Source organism: uncultured Amphritea sp. (assembly GCF_937127095.1).
Lineage (GTDB): Bacteria > Pseudomonadota > Gammaproteobacteria > Pseudomonadales > Balneatricaceae > Amphritea.
Genome location: NZ_CAKZLP010000043.1, coordinates 13,046 through 36,174 on the forward strand (window position 1 = coordinate 13,046; position 23,129 = coordinate 36,174).

Here is a 23,129-nt window from a genome sequence, read left to right on the forward strand (position 1 = left end):
ACCTCAGATCAACGTTAGTTTTTGCTCTGACAACTTTTCTCGCAGGATGCGAGGCTCCCCTGAATCTTGAGGGGGTTGAAACAGAGATGAGTAAAGCGGTGCATCGCACCGATCAGTTGCTGGGTGTGGCGGTAAGCCAGGATCAGGTGGTTGTGGTGGGTTCCGATGGAGTCGTGCTGACCAGCCCGGTGAGCGATCTTAAATGGCAGCGGCAGCAGCTGAGTAACAATCCTAACTTTGTCGATATAAAACTGTGTCCCGATCAGTCACTGATCGCTCTGAGTATGGAGCGTCAGCTGTGGATCAGTGAGGACCAGGGGCAACACTGGCGTAGCAGTGATATTCCCACCCGGGAAAGCCTGACTTCAGTGGCCTGTGGACCGGACAACAGTTACTGGGCCGCTGGCAGTTTCAGCACCCTGGTGAGCAGTCATGATAAAGGTGCCAGCTGGAATGAGCAGAGTCTCAACGAAGATGCTGCTATCTCCTCGGTGCAGTTTTTTGATAGCCAGAACCTGATAGCCACCGGTGAGTTCGGACTACTGGCGCGCTCTGAGGATGGTGGTGAAAACTGGACTTTACTGGATCCGATCCCCAATGAATTTTTCCCCATGACCAGCTACTTCAGCGATCCCTCAACCGGTTGGGTCGCAGGTTTGGGGGGCACCATTCTGTATACCGATGATGCAGGTCAGAGCTGGCAGTCTCAGGAGACTCCGACCGACTCTCCGATCTATAACTTCTACGCCCGGGACGGCCGGTTGTTCGCTTTTGGTGATCACGGCACGGTTCTGGAGCAGCAACACAGTCTCTGGCGCAAGCTGGATACACCCAATATTCCGGTCTATCTGCGGGACGGCAAACAGCTGGATGAGAAGCGACTGCTGGTTTCCGGCGGTTGGGGCGCTCTCTTTACGGTCGATATCTGAGCCTTTTAACCGGCTGATTTAAATAATAATAATTTCTGGAAGTACGGATATGTCTGATAAAGCATCTGCACAATCCCATAAAGTCACTCATCTGCTACACAATCTGGATGAACGGATTTTTAACAGCCCTAAAATTGTGCTGGGGCTGATTCTGGTGATCACACTGTTTTTTGCCAGTCAGATCCCCGGCGTGAAAATGTACTCTGATTTTGCTGACCTGTTACCCCAGGAACACCCCTATATCGTGTTGCATAACGAGATTAAGGAATCATTTGGTGGTGCCAATGTGGTGATTGTCGGAGTTGAGGTGGAAAGCGGCGATATCTTCAGTAATGAAGCGCTGGCGCGGATTCACCGCATCACCCAGGCGGTGGATAACCTGCCGGGGATCAACCACAACCTGGTGGCCAGTATCACACACCGTAACTCCCGCAAAGTGAGGGTAACGTAAATTCCGAGTCTTACTATGATCCTCAAGGCAGCGAGATGAGCGCGGCTGAACTGGAGGTGCTGCGTCAGGATGTCGTCGCCAATCCCCGTGTTTATGGACCCCTGGTCAGCCCGGACATGAAGATGGCGCTGGTGAAAGCGCAGCTCAACGAGGGCCAGCTGGATTACGTTAAAACCTTTGATGCGATTCAGCAGATGCGCACCGATGAGGGCGCAAAAGGCTTCAAGATTCATGTGACCGGACAGCCGATGCTGGTGGGCTGGGCTTATCAGTATCTGGGCCAGATCATCCAGATCTTTATGTTTACCGCACTGATCATGATTGCCCTGCTGGTGTTCTATTTCCGCAAAGCCTATGGCGTGTTGATTCCGCTGGCTGCAGTGGTGGTGTCGACTATCTGGGGGCTGGGGATTATCTCCCTGTTTGGCTACAACCTTGACCCGCTGGGGCTGGTTATTCCCTTCCTGATCTCAGCCCGGGCGATGTCTCACGGTATTCAGATTGTGGAACGTTACTATCTCGAACTGAATGAGCACTCCGACCATCATAAAGCTGCTCAGCTGACCTTTGAAAATCTGTTCCGTCCCGGCAGTCTGGGAGTGGTCTCCGATGCGATCGGCTTACTATTGATCGCCATTGGTTCGATTCCGCTGAACACCAAGCTGGCACACTATGCCTCACTGTGGGCGCTATCGATCATCATTACCGTATTGCTGGCTGTCCCGATGCTGCTGTCGGTGTTGCCGAAACCGAAAAACTATGCAGTTAAACATAACGTTTTTCGCAATGTGGGCTATTTCTGCGCGGACCTGATCAGCACCCGCAAGGCGGCTAAAAATGCACTGCTGATCGGTGCGCTGCTACTGGTAGGTGGCTGGTATGCCTCATCAAAAGTGGTGATCGGCGAATCGGAGCCGGGCTCTCCAATTCTCTATCAGAATCATGATTATAACGTTTCTTCCGGTGCTATTAATGACAGTTTTCCGGGCTCGGAAGAGCTCTATATCGTCGCTGAAACCAGCGAGAAAGGCGGTATAAAACGTCCTGAAGTATTGAAAGCGCTGGCCGATCTTGAGCGTCATATGCTGATGGACCCCGGCGTCGGTGGGGCCAAAGGGATACCCGACTTGGTTAAACAGGTGAACCGTCTGCTGCACAACGATGATCCGCGCTGGATGCAGATTCCCGATGATGCTCAGTATGTTGGCGGTCTGATGTTTACCTACATGATGTCCAGCCCGATCCCCGGTGCGCTGAATGAGTTCGTCGATACCGATGAGCGGATTGCCAATCTGGTGTTTTATTACAAAGATCATCAGGGCGAAACCATTCGCCGGGCAATCTATACCGCCAAACAGTGGATCGATGCTAATGAAGGTAAGGTTGAGGGGCTGAAGATACGCCTGGCGGGAGGCACTATCGGGGTAACGGCTGCGATGAATGAAGCCGCCTATGAAACCAATCTCTGGGTGCTGCCGCTGGTGTTCCTGCTGATCTTCCTCATGGTGATGTTTTTCTACACCTCGCTGCAGGCGGGCATGATGATGTTTATGGCGATGATGTTCGCCACCACGCTGACCTACGCCTATATGGGCATCACCGGCATGGGGATCAATATCAATACGGTGCCGATCATCGCGGTCGGCGTCGGGGTAGGGATCGACTACTCAATTTACATGATGGACCGCATCCGCGCGGAGATGGCGCTGCAGCACAACCTCAGTTCTGCAGTGCGCACGGCGATTCGGACCACAGGTCTGGCGGTCAGCTTTACGGCGATTACGCTGATCGCCGGTATCGTCATGTGGGTGGTGCTGTCCGATCTGCGCTTCCAGTCCGATGCTGCACTGCTGCTGAGTGTGATGGTGATTCTCAACGGTGCTGCGGCGATGTTGCTGGTGCCCGCCTGGGTGCTGGTGTTCAAACCGAAATTTATCTGTGCCGCCTATGAAGATGAAGACGGCGTGATCCACGCAGATGCTCTGGTTGGTGACCCTTCACATAAAAACGCTACAACACCCGTTTGTTAAAAAACCAAAAACCTGAAAGGGGTTAAAAATGTCGAAAACAATAATAATGACGATGAATAAGCTGGCTGCCGGTGTGGCCATGGGCGTCACTGCTATGTCGCTGGGCCTCAGCACCAACGTGGTTGCCGCTGATACTGAGTGGGCAGGTTTTGTCGAGAATGCGACCTACGTGCGTGATGGCGTTGGTTTGTCTAAGTTCCGTAATACGGCACAGGCGGAGTTTTCCAAACCGCTGGAAACCGATGGCTGGGATAACGTTTCGATCAACGGTACGTTGCGCGCTACTTATGATGGCGTCTATGACCTCAACAGTGATGAGTTCGGCGAGGATGCTCAGGCGAACTATCTGGGTGAAAACTGGCATGGTCAGGATACCTCAACCGCGATTCTGGCGCCCGGAACCCCGTTACCTTGCGAGAATGATCCTCAGCTGTGTAAAAACCTCGATGGTTATATGGATCAGTCAGCAGACGATGTTCGTTATCCTGACTTTAATGACCGGCTGGACTTTGTTCGTGAACTCTATATCAGCGCCGATAAACAGCTTGAAAGCGGTACTGTTCTTAATCTCAGCTTTGGTAAACAGCAGGTGGTTTGGGGTAAGACCGACCTGTTCCGCGTGCTGGATGTGATCAACCCGGTGGACTACTCCCGGCATAACATCTACGACGAGCTGGAAGATATCCGTATTCCCCAGTGGATGCTGACTGCCGAGTGGCGTATGGGGCCAACTAAGGTGTTTGATGATTCCAATTTCTCGCTGGTTTGGAACATTGATAAGTTCCGGCCTAATAATCTGGGTACCTGTGGTCAGCCCTATGCCATTCTTGATGGCGGCTGTTTCTTTGCCTCACGCATAAGTGGTGGCGGGCCTTATGTGATCAATGATGTGGTTGATTATGAGTGGTCGCTGAGAAATACCCAGTTTGGTGCCAAGTGGGAGGGTGTTTATGGTGATACCACGTTCTCTCTGAACGCACTGCACTATCGTCAACAGCTACCTTCTATCCATGCGTTAGGTGCACCCGGGGCCAATGGTGGATTATTTGATATCCATTTTCCTGAGGTAAACCTTCTGGGTGGTTCCATCGACTACTACTCGATGAACCAGGATGCTGTCTGGCGACTGGAGATGGCCTACACCGAGGGTGAAGAGTTAGCCCGTGATACGGATGGTTATAAGAAAACCGACATGCTGCGCTATGTGATCGGTTTTGACAAAAACCTCATCATTCCTGCACTTGGCACCAGTAGTGCGTTTCTGTTATCCACCCAACTGTTCGGTGAGCATATTCTCGATCACGAAAGAGATATGCCTAATAAGAAAGACAACTGGATCGCAACACTGTTATTCAAAGGTTTTTACATGAATAACCGACTCAGCCCACAGGTCATTATTGCCCATGACTTTGCGGCAGAAGCCACTGCGATTGCCCCCAGTATTGACTATCTGATCAATGATAACTGGAAGGTTAATGCGGCCTTCAATATTAAAGAGGGCGGCAAGAAAACCTTCCCATGGTCTGTAGCGGGCGGAGCCGCTGCGGGTGGCCAGACAGAGCCTCTGGCGCGCTTCCTTAATGGCCCGATTGGTGTCGCCAATCAGGAAGATGAATTCCAGCTGAGCGTGCGTTACAGCTTCTAAACAAATATAACGATAAGAAGGTAAACCATTATGTTTAAGAAAACCTTTATCTCTCTGGCGCTGACAACGGCTGTATCTGCTTCAGCCATGGCCGCGACGGAACAGGATGTACAGAATGCATTTTATCCTTACAAAGATGGTGTCCCAACCTACCAGGGGTTAAGTGCCGGGATGACCATCAACCAGGCAAATGTTGATCAGTTTAAAGAGATTATCGACCCGGCGATGTATGACTTTATTAAAGCCGGTGATACCGAGATAAAAGTGGGTGAAACCACCTCATTTGATCTCAATAAGAGCTATGTCGACGCCACCCGCAAGTATATGAATGATGTCAAACTGGGTGATAAGGTCGGTGAGATCAGTGGCTCAGTGGCGGGTCGTCCCTTCCCTCAGGAACCCTCTATGGATGATCCACGCGCCGGTGAAAAGCTCGCATGGAACTTTAAGTATGGCTATAACTGGGGTGATTCTGCTGCGATCTGGCCGTTTTACTGGACCTTCAAAGATATGAACAGCGGCAAGGCTGAGCGGACACTGAAGTTCAATTTTAACTTTTTGAACTACACCCACCGTACTCAGCAGGCCCCGGTTCCGGCCATTACGCCAAACCCTTCCAATCTGTTCCGCGCCACCTATCTGGAGGTACTGGAACCCTTTGATGTGAAGAACACTCAGCTGCTTATTCAGCGGTTTGAGGATGACCTTAAGCGGGACAACGCTTATCTGTATCTGGGTTTCCAGCGTCGCGTACGTCGTCTGTCTTCTGGTCAGGTTACCGATGCATTTCTGGGCTCGGATATCATGATCGAAGACTTTGAAGGGTATAACGGACGTATTTCCGATATGAAATGGACCTACAAAGGCACCCGCAACATGTTGCTGCCGATGTATAATCACAATGATATGCCACTAGATACCGAGATTCCTAAGGATGAAGACGGTTATCAGATGATCTCATACGGTGGCAAGGGTAACTGTTTCCCGAACGTTACCTATCAGCTGCGTAAGGTGTATCAACTTGAAGGTGAACCGCTTGATCCAAACCATCCGATCAGTAAGCGTCAACACTTCGTTGATACCCAGACATTCACCATTCCCCGGACGGTGACCTACGACAGAAACGGTGCAATCTGGAAGAGCTTCAGTATTGGCCAGGCACATCCTGATCACCATCTGGCCCAGAACAAGGGTAGCGGTGTGTCAATCGATGACTCCTTTACCATGATCGATATGCAGGCGCAGCACTGTACCACGGGGCAGTTTAAAGGGATTATCGATCCTGAGCTGACACCTGAAAGCAAGATGACGGTACAAAATCTGCGAGCATCCGGCCGCTAATAGCCGGATCAACTAAGCGGGGCTATGGATAGCGCCGCTTCTTTACAGTCAATACCGGGGTGGTAGTGAAAGGCGGAGTTGAGTACTTAGCTACCACTCTCTGCCACAAATGCTTTGCTATATCCGTTCGGGTGCAACCCGGCAAAGTCTGCCATCCCCGTTTGTGATTCCCTTCGTGCTTATCAGCACTCCGCTTGAGCACTCTTTTACCAGGGACGGTATTTTTTAGAGGGCGTGAATCAAAGCGATATCAGTTCAGACGGCTTTGTGTCACCGGGCACAGGACGTCATTAATCTAAGGGGTGAAAAAATGGCTGAGACAATGATCTCTGTAAAAGTCGCTGCCAAATCGTTGGAAGCGGACAATATCTATTCATTCAAACTGGTCAGCCTGGAAGGCGATACTCTGCCGTCTTTCAGTGCCGGTTCACATGTCGATGTTGAAATAAAACCGGGCCTGATTCGTCAGTACTCCCTCTGTAATGAGCCCTCTGCGAATCATTTCTATCAGATCGCGGTGTTGCGTGACCCGCAATCGCGTGGGGGATCTATTGCTATCCATGATGAAGTAGAGGTGGGTTCTACCCTCAGGATCAGTGCCCCGAAAAATCATTTTGAACTGGTTCATGAAGCGCAAATCAGTATTCTGTTTGCTGGCGGTATTGGCATAACCCCTATTTTGTGTATGGCTGAACGGCTTGCAATGGCGGGATCTGAGTTCAGGCTACACTATTGTGCCCGGGCTGAGTCGGCGGCGGCGTTTACCGGGCGAATGCGTGATAGCCAGTTTGCTGATCGGGTGGAGTTTCACTTTGATGATGGTAACAAAGATCAGACACTCGATATCCATACCATATTTGAAACATCAGCGCGGGATGCTCATATCTACGTTTGTGGGCCAAAAGGGTTTATTGACTTTGTTGCTTCTACCGCTAAACAGTATGGCCTGCCTTCAGAGCAGATTCACTTCGAACATTTTGCTGCGGATCCGGCTTCAGTGTCGGGTGACGCGTTCGATATTTTACTTTCAAGTTCGGGAAAGGTTATCCATGTAGCGGAGGAGCAAACCGCTTTAGAAGCGTTGGCCGACGCCGGTATCGAACTTGACTATTCCTGTGAACAGGGGGTTTGTGGTACCTGTGTGACCCGTGTTCTGGAGGGGGTGCCGGATCATCGCGATCTCTACTTTAATGATGAGGAACGTAGAAAGAATGATCAGTTTTTACCCTGTTGCTCACGATCCAGGTCGCCCCGGCTGGTGTTAGATCTGTAAGCTGTCGATTTGAAATCTGAGGGGAAAGGTCGATAACGTTCCTGATATCTCAGGAAACCGGGCGATACTAGCTATCGCTCTGTTTTGTTTTTGTCATCCGGTATTGCATTTTACCTCTGCCAATCCCTAATTGTTTTGCTGCAGCGGTGACTTTGCCATGGTTGCGAATCAGCGCCGCATCGATAAGTGCCTGCTCGATATCGGCAAATGTCTGCCCCTGATCCAGAAGCTTGTTAACCAACTCTCTGGACTTATCAGAACCCTTGATGGGTTGCTCACTATTAGGCTTCTCCTCTTTTAGTGACTGGATTCTAAGGTTAGGCAACTCCTCTGCGGTAAACAGATGGTGTATGTCGATCGCTTCATCGTCATTGGCCAGAATGACTGCCCGTTCGATAAAGTTCTCCAGCTCCCTGACATTACCAGGCCAGTCGTAGTGCCACAGAGCATCCAGAGCCTGTTGCGTGATCCCCTTGATCGATTTGTTACTGCGCTCGGTAAAGCGCGCAACGAACACGTTGAGTAACAGCGGGATATCATCTCTTCTATCCCTTAATGGTGGAATACGCACAGGAAAAACATTCAGACGGTAATACAGATCGGCCCTGAAACGACCCTCTTTGACCGCCTGACGCAGGTCTTCATTGGTTGCGGCGACGACGCGGACATCAATATGTTTTGTTTCAGTGCCACCGATTCTTTCAATCTCTCTTTCCTGTAAAACCCGTAATAATTTACCCTGGGCATGAAACGGCAAACTACCAATTTCATCCAGGAACAGGGTGCCGCCATTGGCCCTTTCAAAACGTCCGGGGCGAGATGCCGTTGCCCCGGTAAAGGCTCCTTTTTCAACCCCAAACAGTTCTGATTCGATCAGGTTATCGGGAATGGCGGCACAGTTAATTGATATGAACGGCTGCTCGGATCTGGGGCTAATTGCGTGTAAAGCTCGGGAGAAGCGCTCTTTACCGACGCCGCTTTCACCGAGAAACAGCACGGTGGTTTCTGTTAGAGCCACTCGTTTTAACAGGTAGATAACTGAGTTGAATGCGGCAGAGGCACCTACCAGTTCTTTATCTTCCACCGGAGGTGTAAAGGGAATATGGGTTTTACTTCTGCGGGTGCCGCTGCGGTTGGTTACCGGTGGGTCTACAAAATCCTCTACCTGAAAGAACGCCAGATCATCGAATGTATCCTCCCACTCATCTAAAGGCTTCATAATGGCCCGACAGCGTGAATGCCCCATGGCGATACATTCGGTTTCTCTGGCCAGTACGGGTTTACCAAAAATTCCGGTGGCGTAGGCAGATGCATAACCCACATTCATCCAGCAGGCTGGTACACCGCTCGATTCGAACTGATCAATATGAGATCGGGCTTCCCAGGAGTTTAACCAGGTGAAGTCGCCGTAGAACTCTCCTTTCTCCTGATCGATATGGATCTCCATCGCATCACTGACAACATAGCCCTCAAGTCCCCTTAAAGCGGGACCCAGCGTTACATTCAGATAGGGGTCATCGCCATACAGTGCTCTGACACGGTTGTAATCTTCAATCCCCTGTTGATAACCCAATCGCGTGAAGACTGATCTGGCTGTGGTCATCCCCAGTCGTTCTATGATCTCTTTTCTCAATCCAGAGAGGGAAAAACCATGCATGAGTAACATGCGCTGGTTAAACAGGGTGATATGCGCACTATCGGGGGAGAGCCGTAAGTGTTCCGTAAGCTTTTTTGCCGCTGTATGGTGTGCCGCGGATCTGTTCTGTTTTCTGGACATAGTGCTTCCGATGAGCTGATGATCTTCAATCTCAGCGATTTAATATTATTGTTATTGCATGATATCAATCAAAAAGCTAATTGTCCGGTGAAGAGGGCGTGAATGAGATGCAGTAATATGGCGCTGATTGGGGGATGAATAATTACAGAGTACAGGAGCCGTTTACACTGGTTATATAGCGGGCGAAGATATCCAGATCTCTGGCTGGGGATGTGATATTAAAACTGGCTTTAACTCACCTTAAAGCCAGTTATTGAGCACCGCAATAATATTTACGAGGCCAGGGTCAGTTTGGTTTGATGCTCCTCTTCTATCAGCGTTTTCAGGGTTCTGCGAACCCGGACAGGGGCGGCATCGCTACTGATCAGAACTGGATCTAGGCTGAGAAAGTCAGGCGTCTCCATTGCAGCTTCAACCGCCTTCAGTATTGGGCCATCCTCTAACTCAAACGCAGCATGCATATTCTGGATTTTGATCTGATTATAGTCGGCATCCTCGACATTATGATTGCGGCGGGTGACAAAAAAGTAGTGGGTCGAGTTTTTGCTCTCGGGGGTGCAGACGTGTAGATCGTATTGTGAGACCGCCTCCTCGCTTGCAAAAGTAATTGGCTGGTTTCCCTGACTGCAGCCGATCGATAATTGAATATTGGCCGGTTTTGCCCAGGTGACTGTCACCCGATGGGATGCTTCTTTACCGGGTTCAGGTAAAAAGTCGTTAAAAATCAGCATAGGTGGCGTCTGTTTCCACTCCCATGAGGCAGCCAGCTGGCCGGCATCCTCCTCCAGTTTTGGAATCTGCGGAGAGAGTTGTCCGCGGGTGGTGATGATCTCTCCATGCAGGTGGTCTACATGGCTCAGATCCATGACATTATCGATAATGAGTTCATAATGACAGGGCCATTTCATGTAGGTGTAAGCGATTGCATTGTCGTGGCCGGTGTCCAGTGTTGTGTAATCAGGGAGCTGATTTTCGTCCGCAACCTCATCACCCATCCATATCCAGATAAAACCATGTTTTTCCATCAGAGGAAATGACGGGACTTTTGCTTTGGCGGGGATGCGCTTATTGCCATGGGGGTTGCTGGTGCACTGTCCTTCTGAGTTGAATGCCAGACCATGGTAGGGGCATACAACATCATTGCCACAGCGTTTACCCATGCTCAGAGGGGCAAAACGGTGCGGGCATCGATCAAGCAGTGCAACCGGAGTACCATCCTCTCTGCGATAAAAAACAATTTGTGTATCCAGTAATACGCGGGATAAAAGGCCGTCATCAAGTTCCGTTGAAAGTGCAGCGACGTACCAGGTGTTTTTCAGATATGAAGTGTTCTGATCAGACATAGAGTCTCTCCTTTAAGGCATTATTTTTATTGTGAAAAGGCGCAATATATTTTTGAATGCAAAAACCGCTACGCGTTATTTACGGTTCAGCATTGATAGCCTGACAGATAAAGCACGAACCGTTCCTGATTGATTAACTATATGATCTTAAATAAAAATATTATTTTTTCAGAAGATTGGTCAGATGTTTTTGATTGGTTTCATTCAATGTAGGATGGGTTGTGTTAATAAATGCATTATTTCAATCATTTTGAGGCGTTGTATTTTAAAAAAGCGGTTTATGAATCATTGCCCTGTGTGGCGTGATGAGTAAAACGTGGCGCGACTGGTATGTGCTGCCAAGTACAGGAATATACACAAAGGCGCAGTCGATCAGCAGCGCTCCAGGCTTCGGTGAACAGTTTGAAAGAGTCATTGCGACGGTAAAGCCTTATGCTTATGATTGAGTTTTAGGAAAGCGTAAGAGAGATCAACTCGCGCCGTCCGCTTTTTAAATATGATGTAATGGACTGTCCAGAGTGACTGAAAGGTTTTAGGTATGCTGCTTCATAACCGCAATATTATTCGTGTCGTTAAGGATGGTCAGGTGGCCAACTGTATTATCCTGAAAATGTGTTATGACTACGCACTGGTTAAATATGAGGAGAAGGAGTACCGCATCCCTTACGCGGTTATCGATGAAGTCGTCGGCCATGAGTTACTGATGAGTAATGAGTAACCGCACTTTATCGCTCGCAATAATATCTGCGGTTATCATCGGCTGTGGATTAAATAGATTTAACTGGCGGGCTTTCGGTCTCTTTTAAAGAGAGGTCTTGACGCTATTTATCAGCTTTATGTTCTGGCTATCGATTAGCGGGGCTGAAGTGTAATAAGCCCTGTCAGCCCTGATTCAAGTGTTTAATCTAAGAGCTTAACATAAGAGCTTAACATAAGTGTTTAATCCAAGAGCTTAATCTAAGAGCTTAATCTAAGGTTCTATGGGCGTTTTCTTACGCTTTGTTTATAATTCGACACTGAATCAAAGGTAGGCTGACAATCCACACTTTTGAATGCTCGATTCTGTATTCAACGTTGTAACTTGAATGAGAGCCGTTGTGTCTGAGTTAAAAAATGAGCTGGATGGTATTAGTGTCGCTGAGCTGTTGGATGATATTCCGATCCCTGCGTTTATTATCAATAAGCATCATGTCATTACCCATTGGAATGCGTCTCTGGAAATAGCATCTGGGTTGAGTGCCAACGAGATCGTCGGTACCCAGGATCAGTGGCGACCTTTTTACAAAAATAAAAGACCTACGATGGCCGACCTGATAGTTGATGGTGTGCAAACGCCTGAGCTTGATCAGTTCTACGAAGCCAGGTATCACCCATCAGATGTTCTCCAGGGAGCCTTTATGGCAGAGGACTTCTTTCCTGACATAGGTAAAGGTGGCGAATGGCTATCCTTTACCGCCTCTCCAATCAAAAATGCAGATGGCGATCTTATTGGCGCTATCGAAACGCTGGTGGTTATCACTGATCGGAAAAAAGCCGAGTTTGAATTAACTGAGCGAGAGAGGCTCTATCGTGAACTTAGCCAGGTTGATGAGCTAACCCAGCTGTATAACTCCAGACACTTTTATAACGAACTTGAGACAGAGCTGGAAAGATCCCGCCGTTATAAGCAGCCTTTATCCCTCTGCATGATCGACCTGGATTGCTTTAAGGATTTAAACGACTCCTTTGGGCACCCGTTTGGTGATCAGGTGTTGAAAAAACTAGGCCTTTTAATCAAATTACACTTGCGCTCAGTCGATAGTGCGTATCGCTATGGTGGCGAAGAGTTCGCTATTCTCATGCCTCAGGTAGAACTGAAAGATGCATTCACTGCAATGGAACGGCTTCGATTAGAACTATCAGAACTTGATTTCAGAACGGATGCGGGTCAGGTTATGAATATAAGTCTGAGTGCAGGGTTGGTGACTGCTGAAAGCACTGATAGCAAATCCTCTTTGGTATCAAAAGCTGATAAAGCGCTTTATAAAGCTAAGCGTAATGGCCGAAACTGTATATGCTTTTTTGATTCCCTATGATATTCAGTCAGCTTCTGGAGTGGATGTGACATCAGTGATGTTCTAACGGGGTGCGATGAAGCCTGACATGCATCGCAGGCATGTTAAAGCGGTGGTTACAAGTGGTTAGCTCTTGCAATCAATAAGTTACTTAAAGATTACGACTGCAAGAGCCAGTTTATTAAACGTTATCTTAACTGCACCATTTTATTGATGAAGTTATTATTCATCTTTTCTGCCAGAAGGGTCGCTTGGTTTTGGAACTTCGCTTCATTGACTTTTAACGTGTATTCACGGGAGCTGTTGCTGCCAATACCCCCAAGAATACCAATAACATTAGTGGCCATTTGAACAGCCTTGTTGGTTTCGGAGGTGGTATCGGCTAATGTCCCTATGTCGGCTTCAGAGACTAACCCCTCTTCAGTTCGTATACTTCCAATGGCTTTGCTAAAGGTGCCTCCATGGCCGCCAATAATCGTCAATTGAGCACCAGGTACGACGGACATAAGCTGGCCGACTGATATTGAACTTGAGTTCGTATGCCATCCGCCATAGCTATCTGTGTAGGCAAAGTCGATAACATAGGCAAGATTAATAACGCGAACACCCGATTCTGCGGCAAACTCACTGGTATACGCATTTGGGCCTGACCAGCCAATTCCACCCATTTCACCGGGAATTTCTCCCATATAAATAGGCGTACTTGTTCCTAATGGCTTTGGCGAGAAGTAATAGCTCACGCCATAATCTGAAAGAAGCCCTGAATTGTCTACCTTTAACGGCATATCATAACGTTTGACCTGTTCAAACTTGGGTTGGTTGAACAGCTGTGAGTGGTCTACCAGTGTATAGCCTTGCGCGGTAAGTTTTTCTTTAAATTGCTGATAGGCAGAGTCAGTGACTTTTTGCATGGTTGTGGCTGACAGCCCTTCCATTTTCATCAATGCCGTGGATTTACCACCAAATGCGCTTCCAGTCAGACCTCCACCCGCTTGAACCGATGCGCGCTTACTTTCCACAAAGCCGACCTTAAAGCTAGCGATGAGCACTTTGTTAGCACCATTGAACGCCGCTCCAGTACTAACATCTGTTTTAACCATCTCTCCAGCTGCCAGAAAACCGCCTTTGGCATCGTCCGCGGTCAGTTTTGTAGTTGGTTTGACGCCGCTTTGTCCGGCCACACAGCCGGTTAAGAGAGCTGCGACAGATAGCACTGTCGCCAGTCGAGTATTCCGTTTAATCATATCGTGTTCCTCGCCTTAAGTTTCACACATACTTTACAACTATTAATAAACCCCTTTTCTGAAGCCGCACGTCCTTTAGCAAATAATTTATCCTTTAATCAGGCTATGAGTAAATAAAAAAATTACTACGACGAGTGAAAAAATAAGACATGGTTATGGTCAGCCTAACCTGCATTTTTCCAGAAAATATCAACAAAAACGTCTGAAATTCTGAAATGAATGGCAAACGCTTTCCGACGAATATGATCTCAACCGAGAAGCATCAAGGAGGTGTCGTTTTATAATTTATAGCGAGAACAGGATTGAGAAAGTACTACTGAGCTTTATTAAGCGGTTGCTGAAAGACGCAGGGCGAAACGTGTTTTTCAACCGGACAACCTTCGGCTGCACTATGCCAGACAGGTAAAGGTTTGGCCGGCGTGTTTAGTGCATTATCGTTTAGTGAGCGATGTTAATAGACAGCGAGGGTGTTGAGTCGCATGTGAATGTTTTAAATAAAACCAGAAAGGGTTGCGAAGTGCTTTGAGTGTCCGGCGATCAACTCCGCTTTGTGAATAGATCTGATCGCCGGATTGATAATGACTCAAACTGACAGGGCAGCGTCCAGTTGTGCTTCGTTGTATTGTTCACGTAGCTTTCGCTTAAGCAGTTTTCCCGCTGTGTTCTTGGGCAAGGCATCGGTAATGATAAAGGATTTAGGAACCTTGAACGCTGCCAGGTGCTGCTGGCAGTGTCGGGTCAGTTCATCGCAGTCCGCATCCTTTCCATGCTTGAATACCACTACGGCTGTGATTGCTTCGATCCATTTCTCGTGAGGTGTACCGATCACAGCAACCTCTGCGATAGCTGGATGCAGGTATAGCGCTTCTTCCACATCCCGGCTGGCAACCAGGACGCCGCCGGTATTTACGACATCTTTGATCCGGTCAACGATGTAGATGTAACCCTCTTCATCAGCATAGGCCAGGTCGCCAGAGTGGAACCAGCCACCGGCAAAGGCTTCTGCAGTCTGATCTGGTTTATCCCAGTAGCCCACCATCACATGGGGGGAGCGGTGGATAATCTCACCCTGCTTACCGGGAAGGCAATCTTCCATAGTCAGTGGGTCGACAATCCGGGTTTCTACCGACATGATGGGTTTACCTATTGAAGCGAGTCTGCCTGCCTGCTCTTCTGGTGCCAGTACGGTGGCGAGCGGTGCCATTTCGCTCTGGCCATAGCAGTTAAACAGGCGGCAGCCGGGTAGACGTTGTTGCAGCTCAGCGACGATTGGCTCTGGCATAATAGAAGCACCGTAGTAAACATTTACCAGTGAGCTGAGGTCGTGCTGATCGAATCCGCTGTCACGTAACAACCCGATCCAGACAGTCGGTGGTGCGAATACTGAATTAAGTCTTTCACTGCTGATGGCTTCAAACACCTGATTTGGCAGCGGCGCTTGCAGGATATAGCTCATGGCCCCCATCATCAGTGCCGGCATAGTAAACACATGCATCTGAGCTGAGTGATATAGCGGCAGAGCAGCCAGAGAACGGTTCTCTGAAGTAATGTCCAGGTGTTGAATGCAGCTACTGTATTCGGCCATGAAGCCGCGGTGGGTATGCATCGCTCCTTTTGGATGCGAGGTGGTGCCTGACGTGTAAAGGATCTGTGCAATATCGGTATCTTGTACGATTACCTTTGGTGGTTGGTGGTCAGCATCCGACAGGCTTACGTGCAGAATGTCTGCCAATGACTCCGATGCTGCCTGCGCGTGCAGCGAACCGGTAGTTGTTATCGCGGTATCTTGCAGCACGGCATCCACATGATCGATTAGATCCTCATCCATAAAGATCGCCACAGCGCCTGACTGGTTTAGCAAATACAGCAGTTCATCTTTGACCAGAGCGAAATTGATCGGAACATGGATCATGCCAGCGCGGGCGCAAGCCAGAAATAGAATCAGGTAAGCGTCAGAGTTTTTGCCGAATGCGGCAACCCGATCACCGGGTTTTAATCCGCTTTGCAGCAGAAAGTTGGCTACCCGGTTAACAGAGTGATCCAGTTGTTGATACGTCCAGCGGCGCTGCTGGAAAATGATCGCTTCTTTACCTGCAAAGCGTTTGGCGGCGCGGCGTAAGCCATCACCGATGGTGTTTACTGTGGCAGTTTGGACTTCGGGTAGCATGGATGACAGCCTTGTTATTTTTGTTTAGCAGTAAGAGTGTCCGCTGGGAGCGGTGGTGGCAATGATCAAACTGTCCAAAGCATTTGATAAAAGCGGTCAGATACTGATCAGTATTAATGGTTAATGGCCAGGTATGCGCTGGGTGCCACACCGGTCCAGCTTTTGAAAGCCCGGCAGAATGCAGCCTGTTCGGTGAAACCGATTAATGCACTGGTCTCAGCGACAGTGAGGCGTTCCTCAGTGAGTAAACGGATGGCAGTATCGCAACGAATCCGATCTTTTATCTGTTGATAACTACTCCCTTCATCCTTTAATTTTCGGCGCAAAGTACGGGAGGTCATATGCAGACCGCAGGCAATTTCTTCCAGTGTCGGTGCCAGCTCCAGCCCTTTGTTCAGAATCAGACGTTGTACCCGAATACTGAGGCTATTGTTATCACCAACCCGACGTAGCACCTCGAGAGGAGACTGGCGCAGAAAGCTATCCAGCTCCATCGGGTCCCGTACTCGGGGCAGGGCCAGCAATTTACTACTGAACGTGAATCCGGCGGTGGGTTGGTCAAACAGTAATTGTTCGCCGAACATAGGCGGGTATTCTTCGTGATGCGCTGGTGCATGGTAATTAAAGCGGGTGGTTTGAATCGTAAGTTGGCGGTTGACCAGCCAGCTACTGAATCGCTGCCACATGAGTAACAAAAACTCCTGCAACAGATGATCCGGGTCTAATTCTGGCCGGACCAGAGTGATATCAACGTCTACTCTGTCACCGCTGATTCCGATGGTAAAATTGGCCTCGCTCTGTACTGCATTATAGAAACGCACACTTTGCTGCAACATCGCTCCAAGTGTTTTTAAGTGGAACAGAGATTCCATCATCAGGGCGAAAACACCGTTTTTACAGGGGCGTTCAGTTAACCCCATAAATTCATCGCCTGTGGTACGCCAGACCGCCCGTATCAGATTAGCTAATTGAACTTCAGTGATCCGTGCCCGGGGCTTATGCATTAACTCAACAGGCACTGCTGCGCGTTCAAGTAGAGGTTGCGGGTCAAGTCCCTGCTTGAGTACTCCGTGCAGGCTGGCCTGAATGTAGTGATTGGATACCAGTTTCTTTTTCATAGTAAATAATGGTTTTCCCTAATAGGAAGAGAATACCTTGTTGTTGTCTAAGGTACAAAAAAATTGCTGTGGGGTCTGGTTTGAACCGGGTGGTCGTTTTTATCAAATAGATTGTCTGTATTGGTCATAGCTCTTTTGTCTGGGTTCACCGGATACTCCCTGCACTATAAAGATAAGAAATACGGGAGCTCGAGTGTCTATGAAGATTACCAATAAAGTGGCTGTGGTCAGTGGCGGAGCATCCGGATTAGGGTTGGCAACTAGCCTGCGACTGTTGGCCGAAGGGGCACAAGTCCTGGTGCTGGATTTGAATGATGATGCCGGCCAGACTTTGAAGGCGCAGTATCCGCAGCAGGTTCGCTTTTACCGGGTGGATGTCACTAATGCCGATGAGGTTGAGGCGGCGATTAGCGATGGTGTAGCGCATTGGGGTCGGCTGGATATCTGTGTTAACTGCGCAGGTATTGTTGCGGCTGGCAAAGTACTGGGTCGGGAAGGTGCTCTGCCACTGAACCAGTTTAGTCATGCGATCAATATCAATCTTAACGGCACCTTCAATGTACTGCGGGTCGCCGCAGAAAAAATGGCGGCCAAAGGTGAAGTTGAAGAGCAGGGCGTCATCATCAATACCGCGTCGGTAGCGGCGTTTGATGGTCAGATGGGACAGGCTGCGTATAGTGCCAGTAAAGCCGCTATTGTCGGTATGACCCTGCCCCTCGCGCGTGATCTGGCGCCTCATAATATACGCGTCATGACGATTGCTCCGGGGCTATTTGATACCCCGATGATGAAATCACTGCCGGACAAAGTACGGGAGCCGCTGATCGAGATGGTGCAATGCCCAAAACGCTTCGGTTTGCCGGAAGAGTTCGCGGACCTGTGTTGCCACATAATCGGCAATCCGTATCTTAATGGTGAAGTGATCCGCTTAGATGCGGCTATCCGCATGGAATCTAAGTAAGGAGACTAGTAATGAACTCTTCAGATACTGATGTGGATACCGCTGAGCTGACGCTTTTCCGGGATATGACCCGGCGAGCCCTGGATCGGGAGGTTGCCCCATATTACGAAGCCTGGGAAAAGGCTGGCATTATGCCCCGCGAGATCTGGCCTACACTGGGGCGCGCCGGAATGCTGTGTGTCGATCTGCCAGAGCAGTATGGCGCTGCCAGCGCTCCATTTGAAGTAGCTCAGCTAGTGTTGGGTGAAATCGCTCAGATGGGGTATGGCGGTCTTGCCAGCAGCTTTAATATCCACTCCAATATTGTTGCCCCTTATATCCTGCACCGGGGTACTGAAGCCCAAAAACAGCAGTGGCTGCCGGGGATGGTGAGTGGTGATGTGGTAGGCGCTATAGCCATGACTGAGCCTGGTTCAGGCAGCGATCTGGCTGCGTTGCGTACAAGTGCGGTACGGGATGGCGATGAGTGGCTGCTCAACGGCTCCAAAATATTTATTACTAATGGTCTGCTAGCGGATCTGGTGATTGTCTGTGCTTCTACTGATCCACTTGCCGGGGCCCGGGGGATCTCTCTTTTTCTGGTGGACTCTTCTCTGCCAGGCTTCTCTCGGGGCAAAGGGATCAGCAAGATTGGTCAGCATAGCAGCGACACTGCCGAGCTATTTTTCGATAATCTCCGGTTACCAGCGGATGCGCTATTGGGAGAGGAAAATCGGGGCTTTTTCTATTTGATGGAAGAGTTGCCGAGAGAACGGTTGGGGTGTGCTACGCAGGCTATTGCTGCGACCGACGGTGCGTTGGCACTAACCCTGGACTACGTTCAGCAACGTAAGGCGTTTGGTCAGTCAGTGGGCCGTTTTCAGAACACCCGCTTCAAGCTGGCCGAAGTCAAAACCCAGCTAGAACTGTGTCGTGCTTACTACCGGCAATGTATGCACAAATATAGTAGCGGCGAGATGACCATTGAGGATGCTGCCCTACTTAAACTTAGTTCTACCGAGATGCAATGTCAGGCGGTAGATCAGTGTCTGCAGCTGTTCGGTGGCTATGGTTATACCACGGAATATCCTATCTCCCGGTTTTACGTTGATGCCCGTGTTCAGACTATCTATGCCGGTACATCAGAGATTATGAAAGAGGTAATAGCCCGCCCGATGCTGGGCCGTTAACCGCAACGATTAAGGAATACCAAAAATGAAGTTAAGTGATGTAGTAATTGTTGATGGAGTACGGACTGCCATCGGTGCTTTTGGCGGCAGTCTGTCGGGGTTGTCTCCGGCGGAGCTGGGAACAGCGGCAGCCACTGAGGCGATCCGTCGTTCAGCGATACCCGCTGCAGATTTTGACCATGCGCTGTTTGGCCATATTATCACCACGGCCCCAGAGGATGCTTATTTGTCCCGGCATATTGCTCTGAATGCGGGTCTGCCGGAATCGTCAGCAGCCGTTAATGTTAATCGCCTGTGCGGCTCTTCGGTACAGTCGGTTATCTCCGCCGCTCAGTTACTGGTGATGGGAGACAGTAAGATTGCCCTGGCGGGAGGTGCCGAGAGTATGAGTCGTGGGGCATATCTGATACCGGCTGCCCGAAATGGAGCCCGGATGGGTGACAGCAATATTGTGGATATGACGCTGGGGATTCTCAGTGACCCGTTCGGTAGCGGCCATATGGGGATCACCGCAGAGAATGTTGCTGCACAGCAGGGTTATTGCCGGGAGGATCTGGACCGGTTTGCTGAGGAGAGTCACCGCCGCGCTTGTACTGCGATCAAAAACGGCTATTTCCGGGAACAGATCGTCCCGGTAATGGTAAAACAGGGTCGTAAGGAGTTTGTTTTTGACACGGATGAACATCCCCGGGCAGACACGACTATGGCGAGTCTGGCAAAACTACGGCCCGCATTTAAGCAAGATGGCATCGTCACCCCAGGCAATGCCTCGGGCCTCAATGATGGTGCTGCAGCATTGGTCATGACCACCATGGAAGAAACCCAACGCAGGGGACTGGCACCCCGCTGCCGTATTCTCAGTTATGCTTTTGCCGGTGTAGCCCCGGCACTGATGGGGCTGGGGCCGGTACCAGCCGTTAAGCAAGCACTAAACAATGCCGGGCTGAACATGCAGGATATCGATGTGATTGAGTCCAATGAAGCGTTTGCCGCTCAGGCGATGGCGGTAACAGATCTATTGGGTATGCCTGTGGATAAAGTGAATCCGAATGGAGGTGCCGTAGCATTGGGACACCCGGTTGGTGCGACGGGGTCTATGCTTATTGTAAAAACGATGTCCGAACTGGACCGCACCGGGGGCTGCTATGGACTGGTCACGATGTGCATCGGTGGAGGACAGGGGATAGCGCTGATTATTGAACGGCTAATGTAACATTATGGAGTGTACCGTTCGCTTTGGCGCGTTTGTATGGCTAACGGTTCACTTCGGTCAATATCAGTAAAGGCCCTGGCAAACCAATCTTAAATATCAGCCATTCCAGGTTTGCTTACTGATATCCTGCCTGGCCCGCTACTTATGAGCCAGGTTAGTGTTGGCAGCATGATCCCTGACGAGCTGGACAATGGCGTTTTCTGGCTGCAGGCCAGGGTCATGGCTTTCAGCGCTTGAATAAAACGGCGTCGTTGACTCGGCTGGTCTGTTAAGTATGAAGCATTGAGAATGCTCACTTAAAGATTGGTGGCACCTGGATTAGGGGACAGGCTTGTGATGCCAGATGGATTCACCGGATGGTTACGTGTTAATGCGGCAGAGAAAGCGATAAGTGCAAAGGCCGCTGTTTGGTCAGTACCAAGAGGAAAGGCTGTTAGACTTGAACGTTTTTGATATTAATGACTTGTATGGCGAGGATAGAGGGATTTGAACCCCCGACCTGCCCCTTAGGAGGGGGCTGCTCTATCCAGCTGAGCTATATCCTCATACAAAGAAAAAGACGCCACTATAGATGCTTTTGGATTAAGTATTGATAACAACCCCTGTCTAATCATTATCAGGAGTGGCTTATTCGATCCGCTCGAGCTATAGGGAGACAGTGGCAGGGATTCTACTTGTTATGAGGTCTGAGGTCACGGGGAAATCAAAAAAAATCAGGCTTTTCCAAGGCTGTTTTGCGCAGCATAATTACCTTTTCCACCGCTCTGATTGTAGAGAGTGTTTTTCTGGTTTTGTCCTCGGATGATGCCCATCAGTTGTTCCAGATTACGGCTATTGCGGGTAATGATAATCTCATTGCGCTTATTCTTATCATTCACCTGACGCAAAACGTGCTCCAGTTCACTCCAGTATGCAGTAAAGGACGTTGCTTCTGGTTCACTTAACTGCGCTTTAAAGCTTTGTAGGCCCGCTTTGTCGGGGGTTATACCTGCGGAGATAAATAGTTGGTTGCGGGCCTGATTGTTTTCTTCGAGTTGTTGCAGGGTTTCGGTCTTCTTCTCGATTAATTCTTGTAACAGCCCAACGTCACGTTGTTGCAAAGCAATATACTCAGCCTCAAGAAAATCGTTCAGTGCCGTAAGAAAAGTTATGCCCTGAGTGGTCAGGGCATTTATTTTGTCGAGTGGCGGCAGGGCGGTCACAGTCAGATTAGTCCAGCATGCTTTCTAACTGGAGCAGGCCGCGCGCGGTGCTTTCGTAGTTGATCTGATAGCTGCCATTATCAATGGCTGCTTTCAGTTCGGCTACTTTCTGTTCATTAACAGACGGGCCCTCGCTAACGGCCTGGCCGACACTTTTCTGTATGGCTTGTGCTGCATCGCTGAAGCTGACACCTGACGATAGTGTGCCTTGTGGCGCCGTAGACGATTGCTGCGCTTTACTCTCGGGCGCAGGCTGATTGCTTACCTTGGCACGAGAGTTAGCCGCCTGTGAAGAAGACGTTAAACCCGTGATATCAATAACCATTTTCTGGTCCTCATTCTGTTCTAGACACAGATATCGGCGTGCCGATGTAAAACTTTAACAGTATTTGTAAAAATAATGCCCCGAGTATAGCAGCTCAGATATCGGCCTGCGAGCGACTGTTACTGGGTATTAACTGAGATAACACCCTGGCTTTTTACATATCCGTAGACTTTTTTTCCTGAGCGACTGTTAATAACAGTGATCTGCTCACCTAATGCGCCATCCTGTTCCGCTGTGCCCGTCATCCGGATGAGCATAGCCCCTTTGTTTGCCTCAATATAGACCAGGTCGCCTTTGCGTATCAGTAATTTTTTCTCCACCAGGGTTGGCGAGATTATCTGGTTCGCTGTAATCGCTCTTTTTATCTCTCTGCCGATCAGCTCTCCTGGATTCGTAAAATAGGGCGATGTCAGCCTGCGAGTATCAAACTCTTTGAGATAAATATCGGAGTCACCCAAAATGGTGCCTTTGCTTAACGCTCTGCTGGTTACGGCTACAGGTTGCCATTGTTCGATGGTAGCGGTAATAAAAATGGCCCATGAAGGCTTGTCACAGACGGCCTTAATGGTTATTCGGGATGCCCTGCCGGGTGCATGAATAAAGGATATTGGGAGATTGCAGGTGCGCTTATCGAGTGTGCTGGCCAGAGGATTTACCCTGACCACGGTTCGCGACATCGGGTTGATTATCTGGTACTGATTTATCAGGTGTTGTTGTGCTTTTTGGGTGATAGAGTCTGATTCTGCAGCCAAAGTGCTCTTTACTGGCGCAGCTAACATAGCTATAAGTGTGATTATTGTGGAGAATATATATAGTTTCACGCTTAATCCGGAAGTTCGCATTGCAACTCAGGTGGCAATGTTCAGGTAACGCTTAGTACAGAGAGC

The 23,129-nt window shown here is 49.4% G+C and carries 19 protein-coding genes and 1 tRNA gene; 11 read left to right on the forward strand and 9 right to left on the reverse strand.

The annotated features are described in order from the left end of the window. Positions 1 to 86: 86 nt before the first annotated feature. From Q0499_RS10070 to Q0499_RS10095, 6 genes are all read left to right on the forward strand, one after another. Complete coding sequence (locus tag Q0499_RS10070; protein ID WP_299198894.1) at positions 87 to 929, forward strand: YCF48-related protein; 843 nt, start codon at positions 87 to 89, stop codon at positions 927 to 929. A gap of 49 nt (positions 930 to 978) precedes the next feature. Beyond that, the gene (locus Q0499_RS10075; protein ID WP_299198898.1) at positions 979 to 1,380 is read left to right on the forward strand and encodes a hypothetical protein; all 402 of its coding nucleotides are present in this window, start codon (positions 979 to 981) and stop codon (positions 1,378 to 1,380) included. 35 nt (positions 1,381 to 1,415) lie between these two features. Continuing rightward, positions 1,416 to 3,410 (forward strand): MMPL family transporter, encoded by a 1,995-nt coding sequence (locus Q0499_RS10080; RefSeq protein WP_299198901.1) that lies wholly within the window; start codon positions 1,416 to 1,418, stop codon positions 3,408 to 3,410. A gap of 28 nt (positions 3,411 to 3,438) precedes the next feature. Beyond that, complete coding sequence (locus Q0499_RS10085) at positions 3,439 to 5,055, forward strand: DUF1302 family protein (protein ID WP_299198904.1); 1,617 nt, start codon at positions 3,439 to 3,441, stop codon at positions 5,053 to 5,055. 30 nt (positions 5,056 to 5,085) lie between these two features. After that, on the forward strand, positions 5,086 to 6,396 hold the full coding sequence (locus Q0499_RS10090) for a DUF1329 domain-containing protein (protein WP_299198906.1): 1,311 nt from the start codon (positions 5,086 to 5,088) through the stop codon (positions 6,394 to 6,396). Positions 6,397 to 6,706: 310 nt separating this feature from the next. Continuing rightward, positions 6,707 to 7,669 (forward strand): PDR/VanB family oxidoreductase, encoded by a 963-nt coding sequence (locus tag Q0499_RS10095; RefSeq protein WP_299198909.1) that lies wholly within the window; start codon positions 6,707 to 6,709, stop codon positions 7,667 to 7,669. 67 nt (positions 7,670 to 7,736) lie between these two features. On the opposite strand, the gene Q0499_RS10100 is transcribed toward Q0499_RS10095, so the two are convergent. Further along, a complete protein-coding gene (locus Q0499_RS10100) occupies positions 7,737 to 9,446 on the reverse strand; it encodes a sigma-54-dependent Fis family transcriptional regulator (protein ID WP_299198912.1) in 1,710 nt (569 codons plus the stop codon). 272 nt (positions 9,447 to 9,718) lie between these two features. Continuing rightward, positions 9,719 to 10,789 carry an aromatic ring-hydroxylating dioxygenase subunit alpha gene (locus Q0499_RS10105; RefSeq protein ID WP_299198914.1) on the reverse strand — a complete coding sequence of 357 codons (1,071 nt, stop codon included), beginning with the start codon at positions 10,787 to 10,789 and terminating at the stop codon, positions 9,719 to 9,721. A 538-nt stretch (positions 10,790 to 11,327) separates the two neighbouring features. On the opposite strand from Q0499_RS10105, the gene Q0499_RS10110 reads away from it, so the two are divergent. Both Q0499_RS10110 and Q0499_RS10115 read left to right on the forward strand, forming a co-directional pair. Next, positions 11,328 to 11,507 (forward strand): hypothetical protein, encoded by a 180-nt coding sequence (locus Q0499_RS10110; RefSeq protein WP_091361487.1) that lies wholly within the window; start codon positions 11,328 to 11,330, stop codon positions 11,505 to 11,507. A gap of 379 nt (positions 11,508 to 11,886) precedes the next feature. Continuing rightward, a complete protein-coding gene (locus tag Q0499_RS10115; protein ID WP_299198916.1) occupies positions 11,887 to 12,864 on the forward strand; it encodes a sensor domain-containing diguanylate cyclase in 978 nt (325 codons plus the stop codon). 167 nt (positions 12,865 to 13,031) lie between these two features. Here Q0499_RS10115 and Q0499_RS10120 read toward each other — a convergent pair whose 3' ends face one another. From Q0499_RS10120 to Q0499_RS10130, 3 genes are all read right to left on the reverse strand, one after another. Beyond that, positions 13,032 to 14,087 carry a hypothetical protein gene (locus Q0499_RS10120; protein WP_299198919.1) on the reverse strand — a complete coding sequence of 352 codons (1,056 nt, stop codon included), beginning with the start codon at positions 14,085 to 14,087 and terminating at the stop codon, positions 13,032 to 13,034. A 583-nt stretch (positions 14,088 to 14,670) separates the two neighbouring features. Beyond that, on the reverse strand, positions 14,671 to 16,254 hold the full coding sequence (locus Q0499_RS10125; RefSeq protein WP_299198922.1) for a fatty acyl-CoA synthetase: 1,584 nt from the start codon (positions 16,252 to 16,254) through the stop codon (positions 14,671 to 14,673). A 113-nt stretch (positions 16,255 to 16,367) separates the two neighbouring features. Next, positions 16,368 to 17,372 carry an AraC family transcriptional regulator gene (locus Q0499_RS10130; protein WP_299198925.1) on the reverse strand — a complete coding sequence of 335 codons (1,005 nt, stop codon included), beginning with the start codon at positions 17,370 to 17,372 and terminating at the stop codon, positions 16,368 to 16,370. A 199-nt stretch (positions 17,373 to 17,571) separates the two neighbouring features. Between Q0499_RS10130 and Q0499_RS10135 the strand changes: the two genes are divergently transcribed. From Q0499_RS10135 to bktB, 3 genes are read left to right on the forward strand one after another with little or no spacing between them, the layout of a single operon-like run. After that, positions 17,572 to 18,333 (forward strand): SDR family NAD(P)-dependent oxidoreductase, encoded by a 762-nt coding sequence (locus Q0499_RS10135; RefSeq protein ID WP_299198941.1) that lies wholly within the window; start codon positions 17,572 to 17,574, stop codon positions 18,331 to 18,333. Positions 18,334 to 18,344: 11 nt separating this feature from the next. Then, positions 18,345 to 19,502, forward strand: a complete 1,158-nt coding sequence (locus Q0499_RS10140; protein ID WP_299198928.1) for an acyl-CoA dehydrogenase family protein — start codon at positions 18,345 to 18,347, stop codon at positions 19,500 to 19,502. A 25-nt stretch (positions 19,503 to 19,527) separates the two neighbouring features. After that, a complete protein-coding gene (gene bktB, locus Q0499_RS10145) occupies positions 19,528 to 20,715 on the forward strand; it encodes a beta-ketothiolase BktB (protein WP_299198930.1) in 1,188 nt (395 codons plus the stop codon). Positions 20,716 to 21,183: 468 nt separating this feature from the next. On the opposite strand, the gene Q0499_RS10150 is transcribed toward bktB, so the two are convergent. From Q0499_RS10150 to flgA, 4 genes are all read right to left on the reverse strand, one after another. Further along, positions 21,184 to 21,260: transfer RNA gene (locus Q0499_RS10150), tRNA-Arg, on the reverse strand. Positions 21,261 to 21,428: 168 nt separating this feature from the next. Further along, positions 21,429 to 21,917 (reverse strand): flagellar protein FlgN, encoded by a 489-nt coding sequence (locus tag Q0499_RS10155; protein WP_299198932.1) that lies wholly within the window; start codon positions 21,915 to 21,917, stop codon positions 21,429 to 21,431. A 7-nt stretch (positions 21,918 to 21,924) separates the two neighbouring features. Further along, positions 21,925 to 22,242, reverse strand: coding sequence for a flagellar biosynthesis anti-sigma factor FlgM (gene flgM, locus Q0499_RS10160; RefSeq protein WP_299198934.1), 318 nt, complete (start codon positions 22,240 to 22,242; stop codon positions 21,925 to 21,927). Between the two features lie 119 nt (positions 22,243 to 22,361). Next, positions 22,362 to 22,994: a flagellar basal body P-ring formation chaperone FlgA gene (gene flgA, locus Q0499_RS10165; protein WP_299198936.1), complete on the reverse strand. Its 633-nt coding sequence runs from the start codon at positions 22,992 to 22,994 to the stop codon at positions 22,362 to 22,364. Positions 22,995 to 23,129 lie beyond the last annotated feature (135 nt).

Coding starts and splice junctions, on each gene's coding strand:
- Q0499_RS10080 (WP_299198901.1), top strand. CDS start 1,416: ATGAGCGCGGCTGAACTGGAGGTGCTGCGTCAGGATGTCGTCGCCAAT.
- flgM (WP_299198934.1), bottom strand. CDS start 22,242: ATGGTTATTGATATCACGGGTTTAACGTCTTCTTCACAGGCGGCTAAC.
- Q0499_RS10135 (WP_299198941.1), top strand. CDS start 17,572: ATGAAGATTACCAATAAAGTGGCTGTGGTCAGTGGCGGAGCATCCGGA.
- Q0499_RS10140 (WP_299198928.1), top strand. CDS start 18,345: ATGAACTCTTCAGATACTGATGTGGATACCGCTGAGCTGACGCTTTTC.
- Q0499_RS10120 (WP_299198919.1), bottom strand. CDS start 14,087: ATGATTAAACGGAATACTCGACTGGCGACAGTGCTATCTGTCGCAGCT.
- Q0499_RS10130 (WP_299198925.1), bottom strand. CDS start 17,372: ATGAAAAAGAAACTGGTATCCAATCACTACATTCAGGCCAGCCTGCAC.
- Q0499_RS10075 (WP_299198898.1), top strand. CDS start 979: ATGTCTGATAAAGCATCTGCACAATCCCATAAAGTCACTCATCTGCTA.
- Q0499_RS10125 (WP_299198922.1), bottom strand. CDS start 16,254: ATGCTACCCGAAGTCCAAACTGCCACAGTAAACACCATCGGTGATGGC.
- Q0499_RS10070 (WP_299198894.1), top strand. CDS start 87: ATGAGTAAAGCGGTGCATCGCACCGATCAGTTGCTGGGTGTGGCGGTA.
- Q0499_RS10105 (WP_299198914.1), bottom strand. CDS start 10,789: ATGTCTGATCAGAACACTTCATATCTGAAAAACACCTGGTACGTCGCT.
- Q0499_RS10085 (WP_299198904.1), top strand. CDS start 3,439: ATGTCGAAAACAATAATAATGACGATGAATAAGCTGGCTGCCGGTGTG.
- Q0499_RS10110 (WP_091361487.1), top strand. CDS start 11,328: ATGCTGCTTCATAACCGCAATATTATTCGTGTCGTTAAGGATGGTCAG.
- Q0499_RS10090 (WP_299198906.1), top strand. CDS start 5,086: ATGTTTAAGAAAACCTTTATCTCTCTGGCGCTGACAACGGCTGTATCT.
- Q0499_RS10100 (WP_299198912.1), bottom strand. CDS start 9,446: ATGTCCAGAAAACAGAACAGATCCGCGGCACACCATACAGCGGCAAAA.
- Q0499_RS10095 (WP_299198909.1), top strand. CDS start 6,707: ATGGCTGAGACAATGATCTCTGTAAAAGTCGCTGCCAAATCGTTGGAA.
- bktB (WP_299198930.1), top strand. CDS start 19,528: ATGAAGTTAAGTGATGTAGTAATTGTTGATGGAGTACGGACTGCCATC.